At 39.6% G+C, this 21,328-nt stretch carries 14 protein-coding genes; 13 read left to right on the top strand and 1 reads right to left on the bottom strand.

Features of this window, described 5'->3' with window-relative positions:
* Positions 1 to 129 precede the first annotated feature (129 nt).
* The 7 genes from DL346_RS20020 (at position 130) to DL346_RS19990 (ending at position 11,495) form a co-directional block, all read left to right on the top strand.
* Positions 130 to 2,880 carry an MrcB family domain-containing protein gene (locus tag DL346_RS20020; protein ID WP_165822591.1) on the top strand — a complete coding sequence of 917 codons (2,751 nt, stop codon included), beginning with the start codon at positions 130 to 132 and terminating at the stop codon, positions 2,878 to 2,880.
* Positions 2,852 to 5,266 carry a restriction endonuclease-like protein gene (locus tag DL346_RS20015; protein WP_112884159.1) on the top strand — a complete coding sequence of 805 codons (2,415 nt, stop codon included), beginning with the start codon at positions 2,852 to 2,854 and terminating at the stop codon, positions 5,264 to 5,266. The genes DL346_RS20020 and DL346_RS20015 overlap by 29 nt, the downstream gene beginning before the upstream one ends.
* A 98-nt stretch (positions 5,267 to 5,364) precedes the next feature.
* A complete protein-coding gene (locus DL346_RS20010) occupies positions 5,365 to 6,099 on the top strand; it encodes an NERD domain-containing protein (protein ID WP_112884158.1) in 735 nt (244 codons plus the stop codon).
* Positions 6,100 to 6,172: 73 nt separating this feature from the next.
* Positions 6,173 to 6,403, top strand: a complete 231-nt coding sequence (locus DL346_RS20005; RefSeq protein ID WP_112884157.1) for an NUMOD4 domain-containing protein — start codon at positions 6,173 to 6,175, stop codon at positions 6,401 to 6,403.
* A gap of 459 nt (positions 6,404 to 6,862) precedes the next feature.
* On the top strand, positions 6,863 to 10,453 hold the full coding sequence (locus tag DL346_RS20000) for an AAA family ATPase (RefSeq protein ID WP_112884156.1): 3,591 nt from the start codon (positions 6,863 to 6,865) through the stop codon (positions 10,451 to 10,453).
* Positions 10,450 to 10,887 (top strand): hypothetical protein, encoded by a 438-nt coding sequence (locus DL346_RS19995; protein WP_112884155.1) that lies wholly within the window; start codon positions 10,450 to 10,452, stop codon positions 10,885 to 10,887. The genes DL346_RS20000 and DL346_RS19995 overlap by 4 nt, the downstream gene beginning before the upstream one ends.
* A gap of 14 nt (positions 10,888 to 10,901) precedes the next feature.
* Complete coding sequence (locus DL346_RS19990; RefSeq protein WP_112884154.1) at positions 10,902 to 11,495, top strand: hypothetical protein; 594 nt, start codon at positions 10,902 to 10,904, stop codon at positions 11,493 to 11,495.
* 530 nt (positions 11,496 to 12,025) lie between these two features.
* On the opposite strand, the gene DL346_RS19985 is transcribed toward DL346_RS19990, so the two are convergent.
* Positions 12,026 to 12,964: an endonuclease domain-containing protein gene (locus DL346_RS19985; protein ID WP_112884153.1), complete on the bottom strand. Its 939-nt coding sequence runs from the start codon at positions 12,962 to 12,964 to the stop codon at positions 12,026 to 12,028.
* A 296-nt stretch (positions 12,965 to 13,260) separates the two neighbouring features.
* Here DL346_RS19985 and DL346_RS19980 point away from each other — a divergent pair, with 296 nt between their 5' ends.
* The 6 genes from DL346_RS19980 to DL346_RS19955 all read left to right on the top strand — a co-directional run bounded on the left by DL346_RS19980 (position 13,261) and on the right by DL346_RS19955 (position 21,293).
* Positions 13,261 to 13,506 (top strand): hypothetical protein, encoded by a 246-nt coding sequence (locus DL346_RS19980; RefSeq protein ID WP_112884152.1) that lies wholly within the window; start codon positions 13,261 to 13,263, stop codon positions 13,504 to 13,506.
* Positions 13,507 to 13,750: 244 nt separating this feature from the next.
* Complete coding sequence (locus DL346_RS19975; protein WP_112884634.1) at positions 13,751 to 14,734, top strand: restriction endonuclease; 984 nt, start codon at positions 13,751 to 13,753, stop codon at positions 14,732 to 14,734.
* 299 nt (positions 14,735 to 15,033) lie between these two features.
* Positions 15,034 to 16,944: a 3'-5' exonuclease gene (locus DL346_RS19970; protein WP_112884151.1), complete on the top strand. Its 1,911-nt coding sequence runs from the start codon at positions 15,034 to 15,036 to the stop codon at positions 16,942 to 16,944.
* Between the two features lie 183 nt (positions 16,945 to 17,127).
* Positions 17,128 to 19,056, top strand: coding sequence for an McrB family protein (locus DL346_RS19965; RefSeq protein ID WP_240633323.1), 1,929 nt, complete (start codon positions 17,128 to 17,130; stop codon positions 19,054 to 19,056).
* 14 nt (positions 19,057 to 19,070) lie between these two features.
* Positions 19,071 to 20,372: an McrC family protein gene (locus DL346_RS19960; RefSeq protein WP_112884150.1), complete on the top strand. Its 1,302-nt coding sequence runs from the start codon at positions 19,071 to 19,073 to the stop codon at positions 20,370 to 20,372.
* A gap of 66 nt (positions 20,373 to 20,438) precedes the next feature.
* Positions 20,439 to 21,293: a hypothetical protein gene (locus DL346_RS19955; protein ID WP_112884149.1), complete on the top strand. Its 855-nt coding sequence runs from the start codon at positions 20,439 to 20,441 to the stop codon at positions 21,291 to 21,293.
* The last annotated feature ends 35 nt before the right edge of the window (positions 21,294 to 21,328 follow it).

Raw genomic sequence — 21,328 nt, 5'->3', positions numbered from 1 at the left:
GAACAACACTGGTCTTTGGGTATGAAAATGAAGAATATTTGAGGTTGTAGAAGGACTTTAAACCTACTCTATCGAACTTTAATCGGGACACTTGCTGTACTGTCAAAATCCGATATGGAGAGATACGATATGACACTCCCAGTTGAACTGGCTTCAATATTTCGAGTAAAACAAAAATCCTACAAAATGGTCTTGACCCTATCCATTCTGGACGAGTACCAACAGACCAAACTTCAGTTCCTACCGCTCAACTCCATTGCTGAGCGGTTTTTGTCTTATTTCCGGAACGCCATAAGAGTAGGTGCTGCTGTTGATTCTCCACCGCAGAAAGTAGCCCCGAGTTGGGAAGAGTTCACTTTAGCTCAAACCAAATCCCTTCTACAAACACCTATCGAGGCACTAAAATCTATTTTAGATGCGAATTCAGAGACAATAACATTTAAGCCTCATATATGGCCGTTATTAAATGAGCAATGTCTTTCTGAGCTCATGGAGTATGCTGAGTCCGAGCTAGAAAGATACAACGAAGAGCTACCGACGAAGTCTCCATTTTCGCTGAAAGCTTCGTTCGACCAGCTACTAAACAATTATTTAGACTACAAAACTCAAGGTTTCGGTGGTCATCCTGTAGGCACCCTTGTTAGGCAGGAAATTCCCGCCTTTATTCAATCTCAGGAGTTTATCGGTCAGGACTACAAGGTGCAAGGCTCCATTGGCCAAGGAAATTGGGTTGGAGTACCGTGGATTGCAATATTAGATAAACGACTCAATGTTTCGATTCAAAGTGGTGAATATATCGTTTACCTACTCTCCGAAGATATGAGCGCGGTATATCTGACTTTAGCACATGGGGTCACCGAGCCTATTAGATTGCACAGAAGAAAAGGTGCCTATCAATATTTCAAGCAGAAGTCTGATGAAATGCGGAGCTACTTGCCACTTAAAAATATGCAAATTGATGAGCATATACCTGGGTTGGGTGACGACTACCAAGCTGCGATTATTGCTTCGATTCGTTACGATCGTAACCATATTCCAGACGATGAAAAGCTGCTTGAGGATCTGAGAAATGTAGTCGACAATTACAAAATATACGCGGACCAAGCGCTTGAAAAACAGCATCAGCAACAAATCGAGCAGCCCGTGTTTGCTTACACGATTGCTCATCTGTATCTAGGGAATGGGATCATTCGTTATCTAGGGAAGCATCAGGAACGCTATGTCTCTTTAGATGAGCTGATCTCAAATCAAACAGTTGTGCTAAAGTCCGGAGATGAAGTTAAATATCCCAAGGAACGGATTCAGCATATTGGGCGAGCGCTACAAGAGCTAGGCTTAGTCTCAATTGAAGATAATGAATACTCCCTAACGGTAAAAGGTATTGAATACGACCAGACGCTTGGCGATGAGACCTGGATGCTAAGCAAGGGACAGGTCCACCTTTTAAGGGCGCTTTTCTCATCGAATGAACAAAACACGCAAGCGACTAGATTAATTAAAGGCATCCTTTTAGGGATCTCAATTGCAAAAGAGCTCGGCACCTTCAAGCTAGAGTCGTTCAAATCGCCGTTTACTACTAGTATGGGGATGGACAACAAGTGGGGGGCAGTAACCCAGGAGAACCGAGCCCGGTTTATGTTGAGCTGGCTGGAAGAGCTTGAGTATGTTCGCAAAGTTAAGGATGAGTTTACATATATCATTGAAGAGGTGGAACCGGTGGACGAACGATCGGTTGCGGAGCGGGTCAATTATATAAAAGTGTACATCGAAAGCAAAGGGTTTCATTTTCCTCAAGACCTAATCGAAAATTTCTATCTATCGCTCAAGAGTAAACCTTTTGTAATCTTAGCCGGAGTCTCGGGGACGGGGAAAACCAAATTAGTCAAGCTCTTTGCGGAGGCACTAGGGGCAACTAGCTCGAATCGGCAATTTAATCTTATTCCAGTACGCCCGGATTGGAGCGACCCGTCGGATTTGCTTGGTTATAAAGATTTAACAGGTACCTTCCGACCCGGACTGTTAGCAGAAGTGTTAGTCGAAGCATCCAAGGAAAGCAATCAAAACAAACCGTACTTCATTTGCTTGGATGAAATGAACCTTGCTCGTGTAGAGCATTACTTCAGTGACTTGCTCAGTGTCATCGAAACCCAAGAATGGAAAGATGACCGAATTGTCACGGTGCCACTCATTCAAAACGAAAGTCTGACTTCTGAGGATCAACCAACCTATGGTAGGTTAGCGCTACCGGATAACGTATATATCATAGGCACAGTGAACATGGATGAGACGACACATCCTTTTAGCAAGAAGGTGCTCGATCGCGCCAATACCATCGAATTCAACTATATCAATCTTGAGCAGTTTCCAGTTGGATACTCGGCGGAGATACCTCCGTTACTTGTACCGAACTCTTTCTTGCGAAGCGACTACCTCCAGTTGATTGATGCTTATGAACCTAATCAGGAGCTAATACGTCGGGTAACCATGCAATTGGTCAGAATAAACGAGATTCTGGAACAGGTTCACTCTCATGTAGGCTTCCGAATTCGAGATGCCGTAAGCTTCTATATGATTTACAACGAGCAATACGATTTAATGAGCGAAAATCAGGCCTTTGATTTGCAGTTACTACAAAAGATCCTGCCTCGCGTTCAAGGCAGCAGCTCGTCGGTCAAACGAGTGCTACTCCAGCTCCTACAAGAAGCACTTGGTAGAACGCTACCCATTAATGACTTAATGGATGATGCATCGGAGTTGTATACGAAGAGACAGTCGAATGAACAAGAGAAAGAAGCAAAATACCCGCTTAGTGCGCGGAAGCTGGCATTCATGCTCCGGAGGTTAGAGGAAGATGGATTTACCTCATATTGGCTCTCCTAATCGAAGCATCGAGCTGCTTCGTATTGAGACGAATTTATTCAATCTCTACATACACGGAAAACCATTTCATCCGACTGTAGATTCATTGAAGCTTCATCGTAATGATGAGCAGCAGCTTATTCCTGCACAGCTTCTGATTTCTTCTACACCGGGTGTTCTGGTGATCGAAAACTTACATGTGTTCAACCCGGAATCTCAAAGGTTAGTAGATTGGCAGACTGGAGAGCCGGCTTATCCGCTATTCTTTGAAACGCAACCTTATGAGTTTGTCCTAGAGAAAAAAGTAGATGTGCCTATTAGCTTTTTCCACGAGAACATGAACATCCGGCAAGCGGTGAAGCCATTAGGAAGAGGATGGATACTCTCCGGCTTGCTCAACTTCCAGAATGAAGTAGGATTAACCGACCTGGAACTACGCATGCACGGGAAGACGTTGCTTTCGCTGCAGCTTGAAATCTTCCCTGTAAAAATGGACTATAAGCGTGATTATCAGATGATTTTGAATGATGTGAATCAGCAGATCTATAATCTTTCGTTTGATTTTCTAAGAAAGACATATAATTTGACTGGCCTTAGAGAGACAAAAAACCAGAGTTTGACGGAGTTTTTCTCCATATTGAAGCATGTCTTTAGTCAGTTGATTCAAGCTGTGGAACGGATCCAGTTTGCTCCTCATTCTAAGCATCAGGTGGAGAATCGGATCGTAACTTCTGGGCAAGTTAGAAAGCCGGATAAGAAGAATATCCAGTTTCTTAGCAAGCATCCGCATCATCTTGTGCAGGTTAATCGAGGTATCGTGTCCATTCATGGGCAGCGCTACAATCCGAGTCATTTGCTAGAGACGAAGCGTTACGTGGACTATGATACGAATGAAAATCGGTTTGTTAGATGGGTACTACTGCGGATTGCGCAGAAGCTAAAAGCATTAAAGCAACGTTTAACTGAGAAGGGGAAGCTTCTTGATCCTCACTTATCCAGGCAACTCACAGATATGCAATCTCAATTGCAGAGGCTGTTCGGGTTGGACTTTTTACAGGTCAAAGACATGAGGCAGCTTTCGATCACGCTCGTACTGCAAATGGCACCGGGGTATCGTGATGTGTATCGCAACTATCTCATGTTGATGAAAGGATTATCCATACAGAGTGATCTGTTCCACTTGTCCATGAAGGATTTGGCGCAGCTCTATGAGTATTGGTGTTTCTTAAAAATCCACGATCTGCTTAGCCGTAAATACGAGCTACTGAAGCAAGATATTATTAAAGTGAATCGAACGGGCATCTTTGTCACGCTAGATAAGACGCAGAAGGCAAAGGTGGTCTATCGTAACCCTAAGAATGGCGAGGAGTTCACGCTATTTTACAATACACTGCCACAGGGGGAGGAGACGCCTACAGTTGCTCAGCGACCAGATAATGTTTTGACGCTTAAGAAGAATGATTCCAAGACGGTTTACAAATATGTTTTTGATGCCAAGTATCGGCTAGATCCTGCGTACGAAGGGACGCCTTACAACCGCAATTACAAGACACCCGGGCCAGAGGAATCGGATATCAATACGATGCATCGTTACCGAGACGCGATTGTTTGCGAAGAAGATCGTGGGGATGGGCTTGAGCGGAGTATGTTCGGAGCGTATGTACTTTTTCCATACCACAATGAGGAACAGTTCAAGGAGCATCGATTTTATAAAAGCATTCAGCTGGTGAATGTAGGTGCGTTCCCATTCTTGCCGAATGCAACGAAGTTAATGGAAGCTTTTCTGGACGAAATTATCTCAGATAGCCCAGAGAAGTCATATGAACGGGCAACCCGCCCAAGCGGTACGAAGACCTATTACAAAAATCAATTGAGTGGCCGAAATATGCTTGTTGGATCGATGCGTAGAGTTGAGCAATTGGACGAAGCACTGAGATTTGGTTTCTATCATGTGCCACTTGAGAATTTGACGGATCATACCGCTCTCTCTCACTTAGAGTACGTCGCTCTGTATCAATCAGTAAAACAGTTCGAGTCTCAGGCTAAAGGATCTGGTGTTCACTGGTTTGGACGAATCAAAGACTGGAAAGTGCTTAAAAGGCATGAAATTACGGAAATACCGGCGAGAGTAGGTACAGAGGACAAGCTCTACGTGAAGTTCACTGTTGAACGCTGGATAAAGCGGGAGAATCCTATTATTCCTGGTGGACATGGTATTTATTCGCTATTACTGACGTCCAAATACATCTTCGACCTGGCAGGGGAAATCGCCGAGTTGAGGCTTGAAACCGAGGAAGCTATTCGCCGTTGGCGTGAACAGCGTCGACAAGGTCGAGTAAAGGTTGAGCTTAATCACCAGCAGGTCGATTTGGCTAGTAAAGTTGAAATTATTACAGAAGTTGAGTAAGGGTTAATTTATCGAATGATGATTTTACCAATGTGGATAGTTCAATTTGCGGAGTTTATCGCAGGTAAAAATTTTGAGCAGTGGAGGCGGATTTGAAAATGATTTATATAGTAGCTTTGCTAATAGTAATCTTAGTTATCATTAGTAAATCACCAAAGCTCAAAGGAATAATTGGCGAGAAATCAGTCATACACAAATTAAATAAGCTTGATGAATCAAAATACATAACAATACATAATGTAACACTGCCATCAGCCTTAGGCAGAACTACACAGATTGACCATATTGTTGTTTCAATTTATGGGGTTATTGTAATTGAAACGAAGAATTATCGTGGTTGGATTGTAGGTGATGAACGTTCAGAATACTGGACACAGGTCATCTATAAGCGCAAAGAAAAACTATTTAATCCTCTTCGCCAGAATTATGGTCATATTCAAGCCATTGCTTCGCTTTTTCCTGAAAACAGTAACCTACCTCTCTTTGGGATTGTTAGCTTCAGTGGGAGGGCTGAACTAAAAGTTAAGACTTCTGAAGAAGTTGTGTACGCATCGAAACTTGTTCGAACTATTGAGAAGTATAATAAAGTTCTTCTTAACAGGGGACAAGTAGAACATATTGTAGAAGTTATAAAATCAAGCCAGATTGTAGGTAAAGGTGTAAACAAAGAGCATGTAAGGGCAATTAAAGAAGTAGCTTCTACAAAAAGAGAGATGGTTTCGAAAAATGTTTGCCCAAAGTGCGGGAATGAACTTGTTGAACGTTCAGGAAGGTATGGAAAGTTTAAAGGATGTAGTGGGTATCCGAAATGTAGGTATATATTTAAGGGTTAGCAATATGAAATCAATATGAAGTAAGAAATGATAGCGAAATTGTAAAGGATTTAGAAGAAGGGGGCTACTAGTCGTGAATGAAGAGAGAAGAGCGATAGAGGGTTACGAAGAGGTTTATGAAATTACAAGATCAGGTAGGATTATTAGTAAGAGAAATAATCGAGTAAGACATAGAGAAGGTAATGAGTATGGATATGAAAAAGTTCATCTCCATCATAAAGGCGATAGAAAATTGTTCAGAACATTTAATTTGTGGGAAAAGGTATTCCCTGATGCAGACAAAAGTGAATATAAAGGTATGTAGTATATTATTACAAGAGTGACAGGCATCCAGTTAATCGGTTGTCACTCTGTTCTAGTGTTATAATTGATAGGAGAGGCTGTGCAAATCGGAAATACAATGCTTGAAGCGGTTGCCTTGGAATCCGCTGGCCGGTCACATAGAACGGCCCGAACTGAGATCTATCAGTTCGGGCCGTTTGTTTGTTCGCCTTATAATCCGAGTTGAAGTAAGCCTTAAGCTACTCTCGAAGTCGATATGGCTGTTATACTGAGCTAGTTGCTCGTATCTCAGATGGAGAAGGAACAACCATCTGTTATTGAAATATTTTACTTATTTTATGGAATATTTCTCAGAACATGTTCGAAGCTTCAAGTTTTACTTCGGTTTATGGGTCTAGCGTAGCAGGTATTTAGTTATTTTTGCAGAATCAAGAATTGGAATGAATTCAAGTAATTGTGCTTGAGCCTAAGGAGAGAAATCATGTCGTCATTTCAAAGATGGTTACGGATTGTTTTACCTGAAGTACAAATAATTGATTATGTTAAACAACATGGATTCCGAAGTAAAAAGAAGAGAATCACCGCTGGGACTGTACATTCCAGTCTGCCTTCAAGATCGCAAGGAGCCTCGACGGCCGCAAGGAATATGACAACAATTTCAAGCCGTGCTGCCAGTCCTCTAGTGACTGCGAGTATAAAAGAGGTAGTGACGGACACGAAAAGAGGTTTGCAGCAGTTACGTGCAAATTCGAATGTTAACAATATCGACGAAGTATTTGATAAGGTGATTCAATCTTTAAGTAGAGAATTATTAGATCAAAATGACTTTATTGAGGGCTTAACAACTGCTTACAAACGAGCCTTTCTGTCTCGCAGAAAAGGGGTCATCCAACAAACGATTTTATTGGCTGGTCCAGAAGGTACAGGAAAGATAGGAGGTCTTTCCTTGTTGATTGAACAATTATACCAGCAGCGTCTCATTCCATATCGCAAAGTTATCGAAATCGATCTGTCTTCTTATAATGAACGAGAAGTACATACAAACTTTATTTCTGATTGCGCGGCTGCGTTTGAATTTGGAATCGGTACAGTCTGTTTGAAAGGGGTTCATAAGGCACAGAATGAAATCCTTAGCTATGTTTCGGATTTGGTAAAGAAGGGATATTTCCGTACAGAAGCGGGGATCACAGTCGAGGGAACAGATCACTTTTTAGTATTTTCAATCGATGAGTCCGTTTCAAACGAACAAGATGCATTAAGTAAGATGCCTTCTGACATCCGATCGGAAATTGATGCTGTGATACTGACTCAACCGTTATCATTGAATACTTTAGGGCAAATAGCAAAGCAATTGTTTCATAGATTAAACAATCAACTGCAATCGAATGCTCAAGTATCAGTTTTATATTCAGATGAGGTAGTCGCATTCTTGGCATCGCATGCCCAGCGGTCCAACCGGTATGGAACCATTCTTCATGAATGGATCGAAGACAAATTGTTAGCTAAGCTGATGGATTTACGGGCGAGATTAGAAATTAAACAAGGTGAGCAGATTGAATTGCTGGTGGCAGAACATAGGCTCACAGTGATAATAAATCATCAACCGGTTCAAGTATTAACGATCCAAGAGGATGAATCGCTTGAAGAACTGCTTAAGGAGCTAAATGATTTAACAGGATTAGAGAATGTTAAAGTATTTGTTAAAGAGTTAATGGATACGGTAAAGATACAATCAATGCGAAAAAATGCCGGGCAAAAGGATCAACATTTAACCTTGCATATGATCTTCTCAGGAAATCCCGGAACAGGTAAGACGACGGTTGCCAGGTTGATAGGACGTTTATTAAAAGTTATGGGTATCCTGTCTAAAGGTCAGCTAATCGAAACTGCAAGACAAGATTTAGTAGGAGAATATGTGGGTTCTACAGCACCCAAAACGAATGCTAAGATTAGGGATGCGATTGGTGGTGTACTATTTATCGACGAAGCTTACACCTTATCCCGTACTAAAAATGATCCTTTCGGACAAGAGGCCATTGATACGCTAGTCAAAGGAATGGAGGACCATCGCGAAGATATGGTTGTTATTTTGGCTGGCTATACCAATGAAATGAAAGACTTCCAAAAGTCGAATCCAGGGCTGCCATCCCGATTCCCGTTTCAAGTGGAGTTTCCTGACTATTCCCCGGATGAAATGTTTGAGATCTGTAAGATGATGGTCAAACAAAGAGGGTATGTCATCGATGAATCTGCGAAGGAAGACTTAGTTTTACTATTTGCGAAGAAGCAGGTTCCTGGAAGAAATGACAGCGGTAACGGCCGTTTGATTCGTAATTTGTTTGAAGAAGCGATCCGAAAGCAATCTGCACGTCTGGTCGAAAAGACAGGCGATGAGATCGCAGATTTAAATTTGTTAACAAAAGAAGACTTTGGCATCGTCAAGGAGCAGCCGTTCAATCTTGAAGAACATTTAAACGGCATTGTTGGTCTCGGGAATGTGAAAACCTTCCTTCGAACGTTGGAAAAACAAATCCTTGTCAACAAACGACGAATAGAAGCCGGAATCAAGGTGAAGACAGAGCAAAGCTTGAACATGATATTCACAGGAAACCCAGGTACCGGAAAAACAACCATTGCCAGATACGTAGCACAAATGTTGAAGAATCTCGAAGTCATTAAAAAAGGACATTTAGTTGAAGTCGGCCGGACTGAGCTGGTCTCCGGCTATGTAGGGCAAACCGCAGAAAAAACGAAAGAAGTTGTGGAGTCAGCACTGGGCGGTGTGCTGTTTATTGACGAAGCGTATGCCCTGGTTGATAAGAATAATGGAGGCGTTGGCGAGGAGGCTATTCATGAACTCGTTCGATTAATTGAAATCCATAAAGATAACCTGATTGTAGTTTTAGCCGGTTATACGGATGAGATGAGGGAATTTCTAAGTGTAAATCCTGGACTTGCCTCACGCTTCCCGTTACAACTAGAGTTTCCCGATTATTCAGCTGAAGAAACGGTACGTATGACTGAGATCATGGTTCAATCAAAAGGCTTCCATTTAGAGGACGGGATTCAAACGTCGTTAAACGAATGGTATAAAACCAAACAAATTGCCGGCAGAAAAGATGGTGGTAATGGCCGCCTCGTCCGCAATACGATTGAGAATGCGATTCGAAGACAGGCCGTCCGAATTGCCGATCAAATCGAACTATCCAATGCTGAGCTTACCTTACTCACGAGCTATGATTTCGAACTCGATCGCAAAGAAGAACGGCCGGCATTCGAAGAGCTAGATAAAATTGTTGGGCTAGATGAGGTCAAAACATTTGTAAATAGCTTGTCTGCTCAGATTGAGATGAATAACCGCCGCAAGGCGTTAGGCTTGTCTGATATGGGACGCCAAAGCCTACATATGGTGTTCAAGGGCAATCCGGGAACTGGGAAAACAACGATTGCTCGCATTATTGCAAAGCGGTTAAAAGAACTGAGTGTAGTGAAAACAGATAAAGTTGTCGAAACCGATCGGGCTGGTCTTGTTGCTGGTTTCGTGGGTCAGACGGCTTTGAAAACAAAAGAAGTGATTGACCGTGCGCTCGGAGGCGTGCTGTTTATCGATGAAGCATACAGCCTTGCAAGCGACTCGTTTGGTAAAGAATCAATCGATATGCTAGTGAAAGCGATGGAGGATCATAAGGATGAGCTCGTTGTCATCGTTGCTGGGTATGATGAAGATATGGAAGCTTTCCTAAGCGTGAATCCTGGATTACGCTCTCGTTTCCCTAATATCATTACGTTTGCGGATTACAGCGCATTGGAATTGTTAGAAATCAGTAGGTTGATATTACAAAGTAAGGGATACAAAGCTTCAAAACGGGCGGAAGGAGGCATGCTCGAGGTATTCGTAAATAACACTGGGAGAGAGGATAGCGGAAACGGTCGTTTTGCTCGTAACTTGTGTGAAGAAGCGATAAGAAACCATGCGATCCGTTACTCGGGGAAACTCGATGCATCGCTTGAAGAGCTGACGTTCATTGACGCCCAAGACATTAGAGGTGCGAAAGGAGACGAGAGAGTATGATAAAAAAAATCATCCAATTCATTCTCTTGGTCGCCTTCACTCCGATTTTCTGCATAGCGTTATTATTTCTGTTGATCAGCCCTATTATGGCGGTTTCAGAAATCATTGCAATCATTCAACATGAGGCGCCAAAAGAGAATGTATATTTTATTTTCTTGATTATGATAAGTTTGACATTGTACTTATCCATGAGGGTTTCTGCTTTTCGGAAAATATATGGAAAGTTTCCTGTTTTGTGGCCTCTCTCGCAGATGCTATTCATTAGCTTGACCGGCCTTGCATTCGGAGTTTTTTTCATGAATCTATGGGCTGAGAATGAAATCATTTCAAAGCCAATTGCAATCATCTTCATGATTGTAAGCTTGATTGTGGCGCGGTTATTTATGTCCTACTGGTACAGAAAGAACCCAATCAGCACAAAAATGTTTATATGAAAGTAGGAGAGAGTTTGCAAGATTATTCACGTACTGAATCAAAAGATAGCACAGCGATTCAACCCAGAATAAAGCCAGTTGAACAACTCCCTGCTAAGGAACAGGAAGAGGAACTATTCATCGGGGAAAAGAAATTCCGCAGTGCCTTCGGAGTTTTAGCGATTCTATTTATCATTTTGAGTATATTTACAGTAGGTACTACAAGCCAAGAAACAGGTGCCGCTGAAATAAAAAATCGAGTCAGTACATCGATCGAATCCGGCTTTACGACAGAAACGGATGTGAAAATCGATTCCCGAGACTTCGAAGTAAGTGAATTTGAGGGAAACGGTACGGCGCGTATGTTGATTTGGGATTTTAAAGGAAATACAAACAACGAGGTGCAGATTTTGGTTGATGGTAAGGTTATCAGAGAAGTGCATGTCTTAAATAGCAATGTGGCAGCTTACTCTGTTCCTGTACCAAGTGTTGTTACGATCAAAGGATTAACTAGCAATTCGGGAGTGCCTATTACATATGCGGTGAAATTTCCAGAACGTGAACAAACCCTCTTTAATGTTGTTCCCTCAAAAGGAGCTAATCAATATACACTAGTCCCTAGGCTTTAGGACTAGCTAATCTAAGGCTTCGACTAAGTTCTCCGAACTTGCTCGAAGCCTCTTTTCGCGTCCTCTATATGTGTCATATCCCATCTATTTTCATTAAATCTCTAGTTACGACACGTTCGTCAGATGGTATTGGTTCGCGAATTTTGGTTGTTGGTTGAGGAGCAGAAGTATCTACTTTTTAACCAGTGCATCTACCACTAATTACACCGAGTACTAGAGTAGCAAAACTGCTGTAACCCAATAGTGAAGATTACTAAATTTTTTACTTGAATATATTGTTTGTAATTCTTCTGATGTCACTCTATAAAACAACAGACGAGGTTGTACGACATGTCATAAAAGATGCAGAGTTGTTTTCTGTTTAATTCAAGATAAACTCATTCAAGGAGTACATTGAAACGTTCTTTTTGTTTTATCCGAAATGCTGCAAGGAGTAACATTTGGCTTGTCCTCATAATGGATGGCGATTGAAATCCAGAGTAAGTATAATTCAACGCTAGATAAAAGAGAATTGTTAATGTCAGTGAAGTTTATTTCGCATATCTTATTATTTCACGCAGCAAGTAAGGGGCTTGGGGGAGTACGAATAAACTTAATTCACCTTTAGACGATGGTCGATATGAACTGTTGAATACGAGAAGATTAAGTTCCAGAAGTGGCAATAGTGATTGTTTAGTGCCGAAATAAAGTGAAACGCCATCTTTTGAAGTGTTCGATATGATAAAGTACATAATTTTTTTATCATTAGTGCTTAATGTTTGAAGAACATTAAAATACTCCTGATCGACTGCAGGTAAATGATCTATAAAAATTTTAGGTTTCTTTGGGGTGTTCTTATATTCTTTAGTAAGTGAATTGATCTCTTTTCGTCTTAACTCAATAATTGATTGTTGGTTCACTGGAGGATTGTTGCAGGGAAAATTAGTGCTAATATTTTGTTCAATGGTATTTTTATAATTACGAGGTATTGGGACCTGCTTTTTTATATAAGGCTTTATGAATTCGTAATTACCATCAAAGAAGTCTGACTGTGCTTTTACTGTCAATGGTCTCCTTATTCTTCTTTTCAAGTCATGAACAGGTCGTTGTAAAGGTGCTGGATAAGGTCTTTTTCCGCTATTCATAAGTACCTTATCATAAAGATCGATGTTATTTCTTATGTGCAGTATACAATCATTCATTTGATTTCTGATCTGTTCTTCAGAAAATCGTAAGACAGTTTGAAATCCATGTGTTACTGACCAGAGGTCCCTGATTGCATCCTTTGTTTCTTGTGAAATTAACTTATGGTGAGGACCATCACATTCAACAATAATTGTGCAGTACTTCCCATAGATAACAAAATCATAAATGTAGTGTCCCACATCTGTTTGGGTGTACACTTGATCAGCAAATCGAAAATCATTTTTTATTAAAGCTCTTCTCATGATGTATTCAAGATATGTTTCATGATTCCTGAGATTCCACATGAAATAGGCCTCCAAGACTAGCGATTGTATAGTGAATATTCGATATAGTTATTTCTTCTCCTCTATCTTTAGCGATCCATTTAGAGGACATTTTTTCAAAGTAGATTGTTTGAGACATCACTTCAAATTTTAACCTAAATTCCTTGAAATACAGAGTGTAAAGAACGACATATTTCGGCAAAATAATCAACTAGAAAGATTTATAATAGATAAATACTACTAAATAAGCCGAGCTGCCAAATAGATTGTTTCGGAAATTGATGAATGCTACAGCAAAAGTAGAGGGGAGAACAGTTATGCGAAACTGGACGAATATTCAGATTTTTGATGTAGGTGGCGGAGTTACAGAGGATGGATGGAACTTTTGTGAAGCATCCATTCACGGCGATAATAATTGCCCTGACGACAAAGATGCAGATGACTTCACTCATCTAGCTGATGTTCGTGTCATAGCGGTGGAAAATGAGGAAACGATAAAGTTAGAGACGCGTTACATATTTCACGTTGAGGAGGCAGCAAAATATGATCCGGTCAGTAAATGAGTTCGGGCTTTGTTGGACCAAGAAAGGGACAGGCTGCTTAAAGAGGCAGAATACGAAATCCACCATCAATGGTAATGATAATGTGAAAAGTGGGTTGAGCTTTATCATGAGCAGCTTGATTTAGGTAGTAAAGTTGAAGCCACTACAGAAGCTGAATAATGGAAAACTCTATTATTTTACACATGGGTATGCTTAATGTCAAAGCAATAAGTATAAGCTGAATATCTATTGCGGGGTGAATATGTTGAGCAAATGGTGGATGGTACGCGCAGGAGATAACAATGAATTGATTCCAAAATGGCAGTTAAAACAGGTAGCTTCAATTGGCTGGGCTGATCTTGGTGATCCTAAGCAATTCTCATCGAGAGATAAGCTAATTGATAAAGCTCATTTAGTGTATGCAGAAGAGAAACCAGGCACTCGCCTTTCGTGGGCAGGTCAAGTCTGGAGGTTCTATCGCGAAATCGAGGTGAATGATCGTGTCATTACCTATTCGAAGGAAACGAGAGAGTATTTGATTGGGACGGTAACTAAAATACATCAGTATCAACCAGATATAATCGATCCATATTATCCTAATGTCATATCGGTGTCATGGGAGTCGAAGAAGATATCAAGGGATTTACTGTCACAAGGAGCTAAGAACTCTCTAGGGGGAATTCTGACAGTATTCAGAGTTGATGATTGGGGACAAGAACTTCTTGGCTTACTCGGTGGAGTCACTGTTCCAAAAGTGGATGATACACCAGAAGAAACAGAAGCCGTAAATTATCAGGATTTCATTGAACGAGCAAAGACAATGATCGAGGATCTAGTAGATCGCCTTGATCCATGGCAAATGCAAGATTTAGTTGCAGGGTTACTTCAAGCAATGGGATACCAAGTTACTGTCAGTCCGAAAGGGCCTGATGGTGGAGTCGATATTTTGGCACATAAAGATGCTTTCGGGTTTGAAACACCGATTATCAAGGTACAGGTAAAGCATCGTCATGCAGCGAGTGGTGGTCCAGAAGTACAACAGCTTCTGGGTGCCAATCCACATGGAGCAAGCAGTTTGTTTGTATCAACTGGTGGATTCACTGCCGCCGCAAAGGCTTCAGCTTTACATAATGGAGTTAAGTTGCTGGATTTGTCAGGGATAGTTGAGTTGATAAATGAGTGGTACGATAAAATGCCAGTAGATAAGCAGGCGTTAATTCCTTTGAAGAGAATTTATGTTCCAATATAATCTAAGAAAATATTAATTAGAGAGAGTAACGATTGTCGTTGACGTTAACAGCGTCGTCCGAGTACTGTACTGCGTATTCGAGAATTACATGATCTGTAAGATTGAGGCTGATTGAAGAACCGTGTAGTTAACACGGTTCTATTTGTATTTGCAAGGTTAGACATGTAGGTGACCGTAAATCGACTAAAAAGAAATATTGTAGCGAAAATATGAATTTTCGCTACAATATGTATACACTTTTGACACAACAAGTAGTATAATAGGCCATAGTAGGTATAATTTACTGGGAGATAGAGATTATGGCTTATATGGTGCCTGAAACAATCCCTAGAAATGCGACTGTCGGTGAACGTATGGTATTTGAAAGTCTCAAAGACCATTTACCAAGTGATTACATTGTCTACTATGAGCCTGAAATTCGGGGGAAAAGACCGGACTTTGTTATTATTGGGCCTGACCTCGGCTTGGTCATTCTTGAAGTAAAGGATTACACCAAGAGTACACTCTATCAAATAAATCATGATGAGTGGGCATTGCGAAACACGAATGGTGAGTTAATAAAAGTGAAAAGTCCATTTAAGCAAGCGAAGGACAACGCTCGTGTTATTGAAAACCACTTAAAGAAAGATAAGAATCTTATTCAAGAATCCGGTTCCAATTTAAAGTTTCCATATGGGTTCGGTACTGTATTTACTCGCCTAAAACAGAGAGACTTTATAAAGCATAGTTTGTACCAAGTGATTGAACCTCAGTTTGTGCTTTGTAAAGATGAAGTAGATCCAGTTGAAGAAGGATTCTCACCAGAAATTCTTCTTGAGAAAATCCATGGTATGTTTACTATTTGGAAACGCCAAAATACGATATTAACGAATGAGGATATTCAAGCCATTCGGTATCACTTATTTCCAGAAGTTAGAATTAGTGCAGAATTTAAACCTCCGATCCAACACCAAGACCACCTTCTTCTCTCCTTGCATAATATCAAAACGATGGATCTACACCAAGAAAATATGGCAAAACAAGTAGGGGATAAGCATCGACTTATCCGAGGTGTTGCAGGAAGCGGGAAAACATTAGTTCTTGCTAGCCGTACCAAGCTTCTTGCCAAAGCCCATCCAGATTGGAAGATTCTTGTTCTCTGTTTCGGAATTCCGTTATCTCGGAATCTGAAGCAAATGATTGATCGGATGATGAGCGAGCCGGACGACTTATTGGACTTGTTAGGTCCTACTCCATCTCTAGCGAATTCCAAAGTTCAAGTGTTTAACTTTCATGAATGGCTGAGGAATAACTTACACATGAAAGACAACGAGATACCAATCATATTAGATAAAATAAGTAAGGGTGAAGCAATTCTTCCTTCATATGATGCGATATTGATTGACGAGGGACAGGATTTTGAACCGGACTGGCTTAAACTGCTAAGTGCTTGCTTAAATCCAGATACTCAATCGCTGCTACTGGTTGAAGATCGTGCGCAGAGCATTTTCAAAAGAAAAATCAGCCTGGCTCAAGATATTGGCCTTGATTTCAGAGGGCGATCTAAAATTCTAACGATTAATTACAGAAATACAGCACAAATTGTACAATTTGCCTGGGACTTTTACCAAGAGCATTCCAGTCTAAAGAATAAGATTCAAGAGGGCTCTATTGATGGTGTTGAGATCATTCCACCGCAATCAACTAAGCGAAAAGGACCTGATCCAATCATCAGGAAATTTCGCAACTTTCAAGAAGAAATGAACTTTGTATCAGAGTCAATAACGTTCCTGCGGCACGAGAAAAACATGCCATTGCAAGATATTGCTATTCTGTATCGCGTTAAGAATAACTATCGTACCTCCTATATTGATGCGATTAAGGAAAGCTTAAAGAATCACGAATTACCCTTCACATGGATAACTGAAAATGCCGAGACGAAAAGGAATTTTATCCGTAATGAAGATACAATAAAGATTTCTACTATAGATAGTGCAAAAGGACTTGATTTCCAAGCTGTATTTATTATGAATGTGGAGAATATACCTTTTTCATATGAAGAGGTAGAGGAAAGAGAGGTTTCCCTGTTCTACATCGGCATGACGAGGGCGTTGGAATGGTTGTACTTAACTTACAGCGGCTCTTCCAAATTCACTCGCTATCTAGATAAAGTAGTGCAGCAAAGATCGTTGAAGGCATCATCAGCCAAACATTCGGGCAAAGTACTGTAGTTAGGACTAAAGCGTAACAGCAATGATTAAAGGCAGAAGACTTTTAGACCTAACATCTAATAGGAACTGATTCCAATACTGAGTGGAGTCAGTTCTTTTTTCTGTTAGTAATGGGATCTATATAAATAGTGTTATTCATGTTATGATACATTATGTATCATAAGTTGAGGAGGAAGGGCTTAGGTGAGAGAATTTGCTATTTTTTCTAACACAATAGAGGAATTTGAACCATTTATTAAAACAGGAACATTTTATTGGCCTAGATCTTTGGCTAGTAAGACTGAATATCAGCGAAAAAATAATATTGATATTAATGAAAATATTGGAGACGTTGTTTATATAATTGCCGGAGCGAAAATAAAAAATAATATTAAAGATCCTGTATTAAGAGGAAGAATTACTGGATTCCCTATGATAACACACAGGGGAACAGTAACAGAAATATTTGAACACCCAGCTATGGGGTACAGATATACTCATGGACGTAACCCAGATGCATCTTTTATGCTGCCATTTGAATTTATTGAGGAAATTATCAAGCTAGATGCTTATCTAGGAAAGCCATTTACTACAGAAAATATAACAGAACTTAAGCAAGCAATTGAGCTTGGAAAGATAATAAAAGAACTCATGAAAAATAATGAAATTCATTTTAAACGTGCTTATTTCAAAGATAACCAATATTTTATTGAGAATGAGGATTCTAATAGTTTATTTAAATTAGAGGATGGGTTACCGAATATTAATAAAGGTGATGTTAAGGTTAGAAATATCCGAACTTATCGTGAGATGCCGAGTAAAGAGTCGTTAAACAAAATAGCAAAGAAGTGTAAAGAGTATGGACTTGATGGCCAAGCGTTAATTCTAAAACTTAGAATATGGAGAGAAAAAGAATTTATCAAAGTAAAGATTGATGAAGAGATGTTTCAAGAGTTAGAGGGAAGATTACAAGAAGGTGTATCTACAAGACTAATCCTAAAAGAGGACGAAAGCGATAACTTAATAAATGAAATAAAGCGAAATATCGGAATTACTAACCATATCCCACGCAAGGAAGTGTTCTCGTTGGAGTTCCCAAAAAATCAAATTTTGTACGGTCCACCTGGTACCGGTAAAACCTACAACACAGTGCTGTACGCAGTCGCAATATGTGATAAAGAAAGTCTTGCAAATTTAGAGAGTTTACCTTATAAACAGGTTCTAGATCGATATGAGCAATTGAAAAAAGAAGGGAGAATTGCCTTTACCACGTTCCATCAGTCATATGGTTATGAGGAATTTATTGAAGGAATAAAGCCAGTAATAAAATCACCAAATGACGACTCAATGTCAGACTTAAGATACGTATATGCGGACGGAGTCTTCAAGAAATTCTGTGAACAAGTAAAAGAAGAAAAGGATAATGAATATACTAATCTAACTGATGTGCCTCGCACTGATGTGCCTCGCGTTTTTATTATTGATGAGATAAACAGGGGAAATATATCAAAAATATTCGGTGAGCTAATTACACTAATCGAACCAACAAAGAGAATCGGTGGGGCAGAACCGACGACGACGACTTTACCATATACAGGGGACAAATTCGGCGTTCCCAACAATGTTTACCTCCTTGGCACAATGAATACTGCAGACCGATCGATTGCGTTGTTGGATACTGCTTTAAGAAGAAGGTTTACGTTTATTGAAATGATGCCCAATGTAAATGTGCTTACAAAGTTGGGGATCATTGAGGTCGAAGGAGTCCAAGTTGCAAAGATGTTAGAAACGATAAATGAAAGAATTGAATCTCTATTTGATCGAGAGCATACAATTGGCCATTCCTATTTTACTTCTTTAAAAAAGGATCCTTCATTAATGAATCTAGCCGGCATTTTTATGAATTCGATTGTTCCACTCCTTCAGGAATATTTCTATGAGGACTACAGTAAGATCCAATTTGTGCTTGGGGATAATGCAAAAGCGGATCGTGCACACAAGTTTGTTCTTGATACAGATATTAAAGTGAAGAATGTGTTCAAAGGTAATCCGGATATTGACCTGCCAGAAAAGAAATATACGATCCAGAAAGCTGCTTTTTATAATGCAGAAAGCTATAAACAAATCTATTAGAGTATGGTGAAAAGATGGACAGGTTGTTAGAGGTTCGTGAGTTTGAGTCCATAACTTGCAATACGGATTATGAGATAGATGCTGCTTTTAAGTACATAAATGAAGAAATCTTTACTGAATTGGAAAATTTAATTTTAGCATATAACGATACCCAGGAAGCCGCAGCTGTGGATTTCTTGAAAATTGGTGTGCGACGCAATGTTGGCAAGGTCATCCAGGCGAAGAATTATGTTGGATTAATTCAAACGAAAAGTGGCTTCCAACTCCAGATCCTTCCCAAGATATCTTATCATGAGATGGATGATACAAAACGTATATTTCTTAGAATGCTCCGAAGTATGAAGGAATTTCAAAGTAAAGTGTTCAATGATGCAAATTTGAAAGTGGACCGGATGAACCTTTATGAGATTTTTATCAATATGTATATCCAGGAAGTACGTGAACTTATCAGGAAAGGAATACGTTCATCCTATTTGCCGGTTGAAGACAATTTGAATTTCTATAAAGGAAAATTGATCGTTCGGGAGCATCTTAAGGAGAATTTGGTGCATAAAGAACGATTCTACGTGGGCTATGATGAATTCGGTGTAAACCGACCAGAAAATCGATTGATTAAATCGACACTATTGAAGCTACAACAAGTATCCGGAAGTGCAGCTAATATTAAAGAAATAAGTCAACAGCTTTCCAGCTTTGAAATAATTGAAACATCTACAAATTATATTAAAGATATTTCTCGAGTAATAATTGACAGAAAAACAAAGGTTTACGAGCAGTTGATGCGATGGTCCAAAGTTTTCTTATTGAATCAGAGCTTTACGACATTTTCTGGAGATACAACCGCAAGAGCACTTCTGTTTCCGATGGAGAAAGTATTCGAGGCCTATGTAGCCCAGAACTTAAAGAGAGTATTGGCAGATTTAGCATGGGAAGTATCAACGCAAGATAAAGGATTTTATTTATTTGATACTCCAAGGCAATTTGCTTTGAGGCCTGATATTGTCATTACTCGTGATGATGGCAGTAAGATAATTATCGATACAAAATGGAAGTTTTTGACTAATAATTCTCGACAGAATTACGGTATAGCACAAGCCGACATGTATCAGATGTACGCTTACTCTAAGAAATACAAAACCCCAGAAATATGGCTATTATATCCGGTAAACGAAGAAGTAAAGAATGTTGCTATTAGTTTTGAGTCGTATGACGAAAACTTTGTTGAAACAAAAGTAAACTTATTTTTTGTGGATGTGTCAAACATTGATGGTAGTCTTAGCATGTTGAAAGAACGGTTAGTAAAGGAACGGGTATGATGTATTTCGCGATCATTAAGATGACCAGTTGATATCTACATCTCGAATCGGAAGAGGGGTATGAGATTGAATAGAAAAGAAGCGATATTAGAGTTGGCGCAAGTTTATTCTAATTATGCTATTTATCCCAAAAAACGATTCATCGATAATACTGCATTAAGGGTTTTCCAAAGAACCCATAGTGAGAATCATTATGCTCATGAAATTGAATTTTTATTACAGAATCAGAAAGATGAATCTGATAGACTTGGAGCTGATTTGCCTTGGTGGGGAAAAAAGTATTTTACTCTTGATAAAGGAACAAGAGTGTTCATAATTTCCCAGGATTCTCTTTCAGAAGATGCTGGGAGTATAGCATTCTACATGAATTTAATGAATGAGAGCGTAATGGATACTAATTCATACAATAATTATATTCATAATAACCGATTAGAGAGATTTGCAAGTTGGGGAATGGCAAAGAATTACTTAATCGAATGTGGAATTGATTTAGATTTTGCATTCGTTACGGATGCCAGGAAGGTATATCCTAGGGATACAATGAAATTTAAACAATTTATCAGTGAGCAGAAGAGGAAAACACTTAGGGATGACTCATATGTTTATGGGTTTCAAAAAGATCTATTAAATTTGAACGTAAAAGAATCGAAAGAACTTTTGGTGAGCGAAATTAACTTTTGTAAACCGGACCTGATTATAACATTAGGAGAAGTAGGGTTTCATTACTTACATAGGGAGATACCATTAACCCCTGTTTTGAAACAAAGTAACACAACAGTACCTATTTTAGCGGAAGACGTCATTGTAAAAAGAGATTTTATAGCAGCTCCATTCCCTGGGAAAAAGAATGAGACTTTTATACCGCCATATACAACAAATTCCATAAATACAATTAGAAGAAACCTCCGCTGTATAAACTAGCACCTGTAATTATATTATTAATCAAAAATAATTAG

It is taken from the genome of Paenibacillus montanisoli, from assembly GCF_003268025.1.
GTDB lineage: Bacteria > Bacillota > Bacilli > Paenibacillales > Paenibacillaceae > Paenibacillus_Z > Paenibacillus_Z montanisoli.
Note: the sequence above shows the minus strand (reverse complement) of the source record. Positions and strands in the feature narration are given on the sequence as shown.

Bases quoted from the DNA above. Each gene is read 5' to 3' on its own strand.
- DL346_RS20020 (WP_165822591.1), top strand. From the start codon at position 130: ATGACACTCCCAGTTGAACTGGCTTCAATATTTCGAGTAAAACAAAAA.
- DL346_RS19995 (WP_112884155.1), top strand. From the start codon at position 10,450: ATGATAAAAAAAATCATCCAATTCATTCTCTTGGTCGCCTTCACTCCG.
- DL346_RS19960 (WP_112884150.1), top strand. From the start codon at position 19,071: ATGGACAGGTTGTTAGAGGTTCGTGAGTTTGAGTCCATAACTTGCAAT.
- DL346_RS20015 (WP_112884159.1), top strand. From the start codon at position 2,852: ATGGATTTACCTCATATTGGCTCTCCTAATCGAAGCATCGAGCTGCTT.
- DL346_RS20000 (WP_112884156.1), top strand. From the start codon at position 6,863: ATGTCGTCATTTCAAAGATGGTTACGGATTGTTTTACCTGAAGTACAA.
- DL346_RS19980 (WP_112884152.1), top strand. From the start codon at position 13,261: ATGCGAAACTGGACGAATATTCAGATTTTTGATGTAGGTGGCGGAGTT.
- DL346_RS20010 (WP_112884158.1), top strand. From the start codon at position 5,365: ATGATTTATATAGTAGCTTTGCTAATAGTAATCTTAGTTATCATTAGT.
- DL346_RS19970 (WP_112884151.1), top strand. From the start codon at position 15,034: ATGGCTTATATGGTGCCTGAAACAATCCCTAGAAATGCGACTGTCGGT.
- DL346_RS19985 (WP_112884153.1), bottom strand. From the start codon at position 12,964: ATGTGGAATCTCAGGAATCATGAAACATATCTTGAATACATCATGAGA.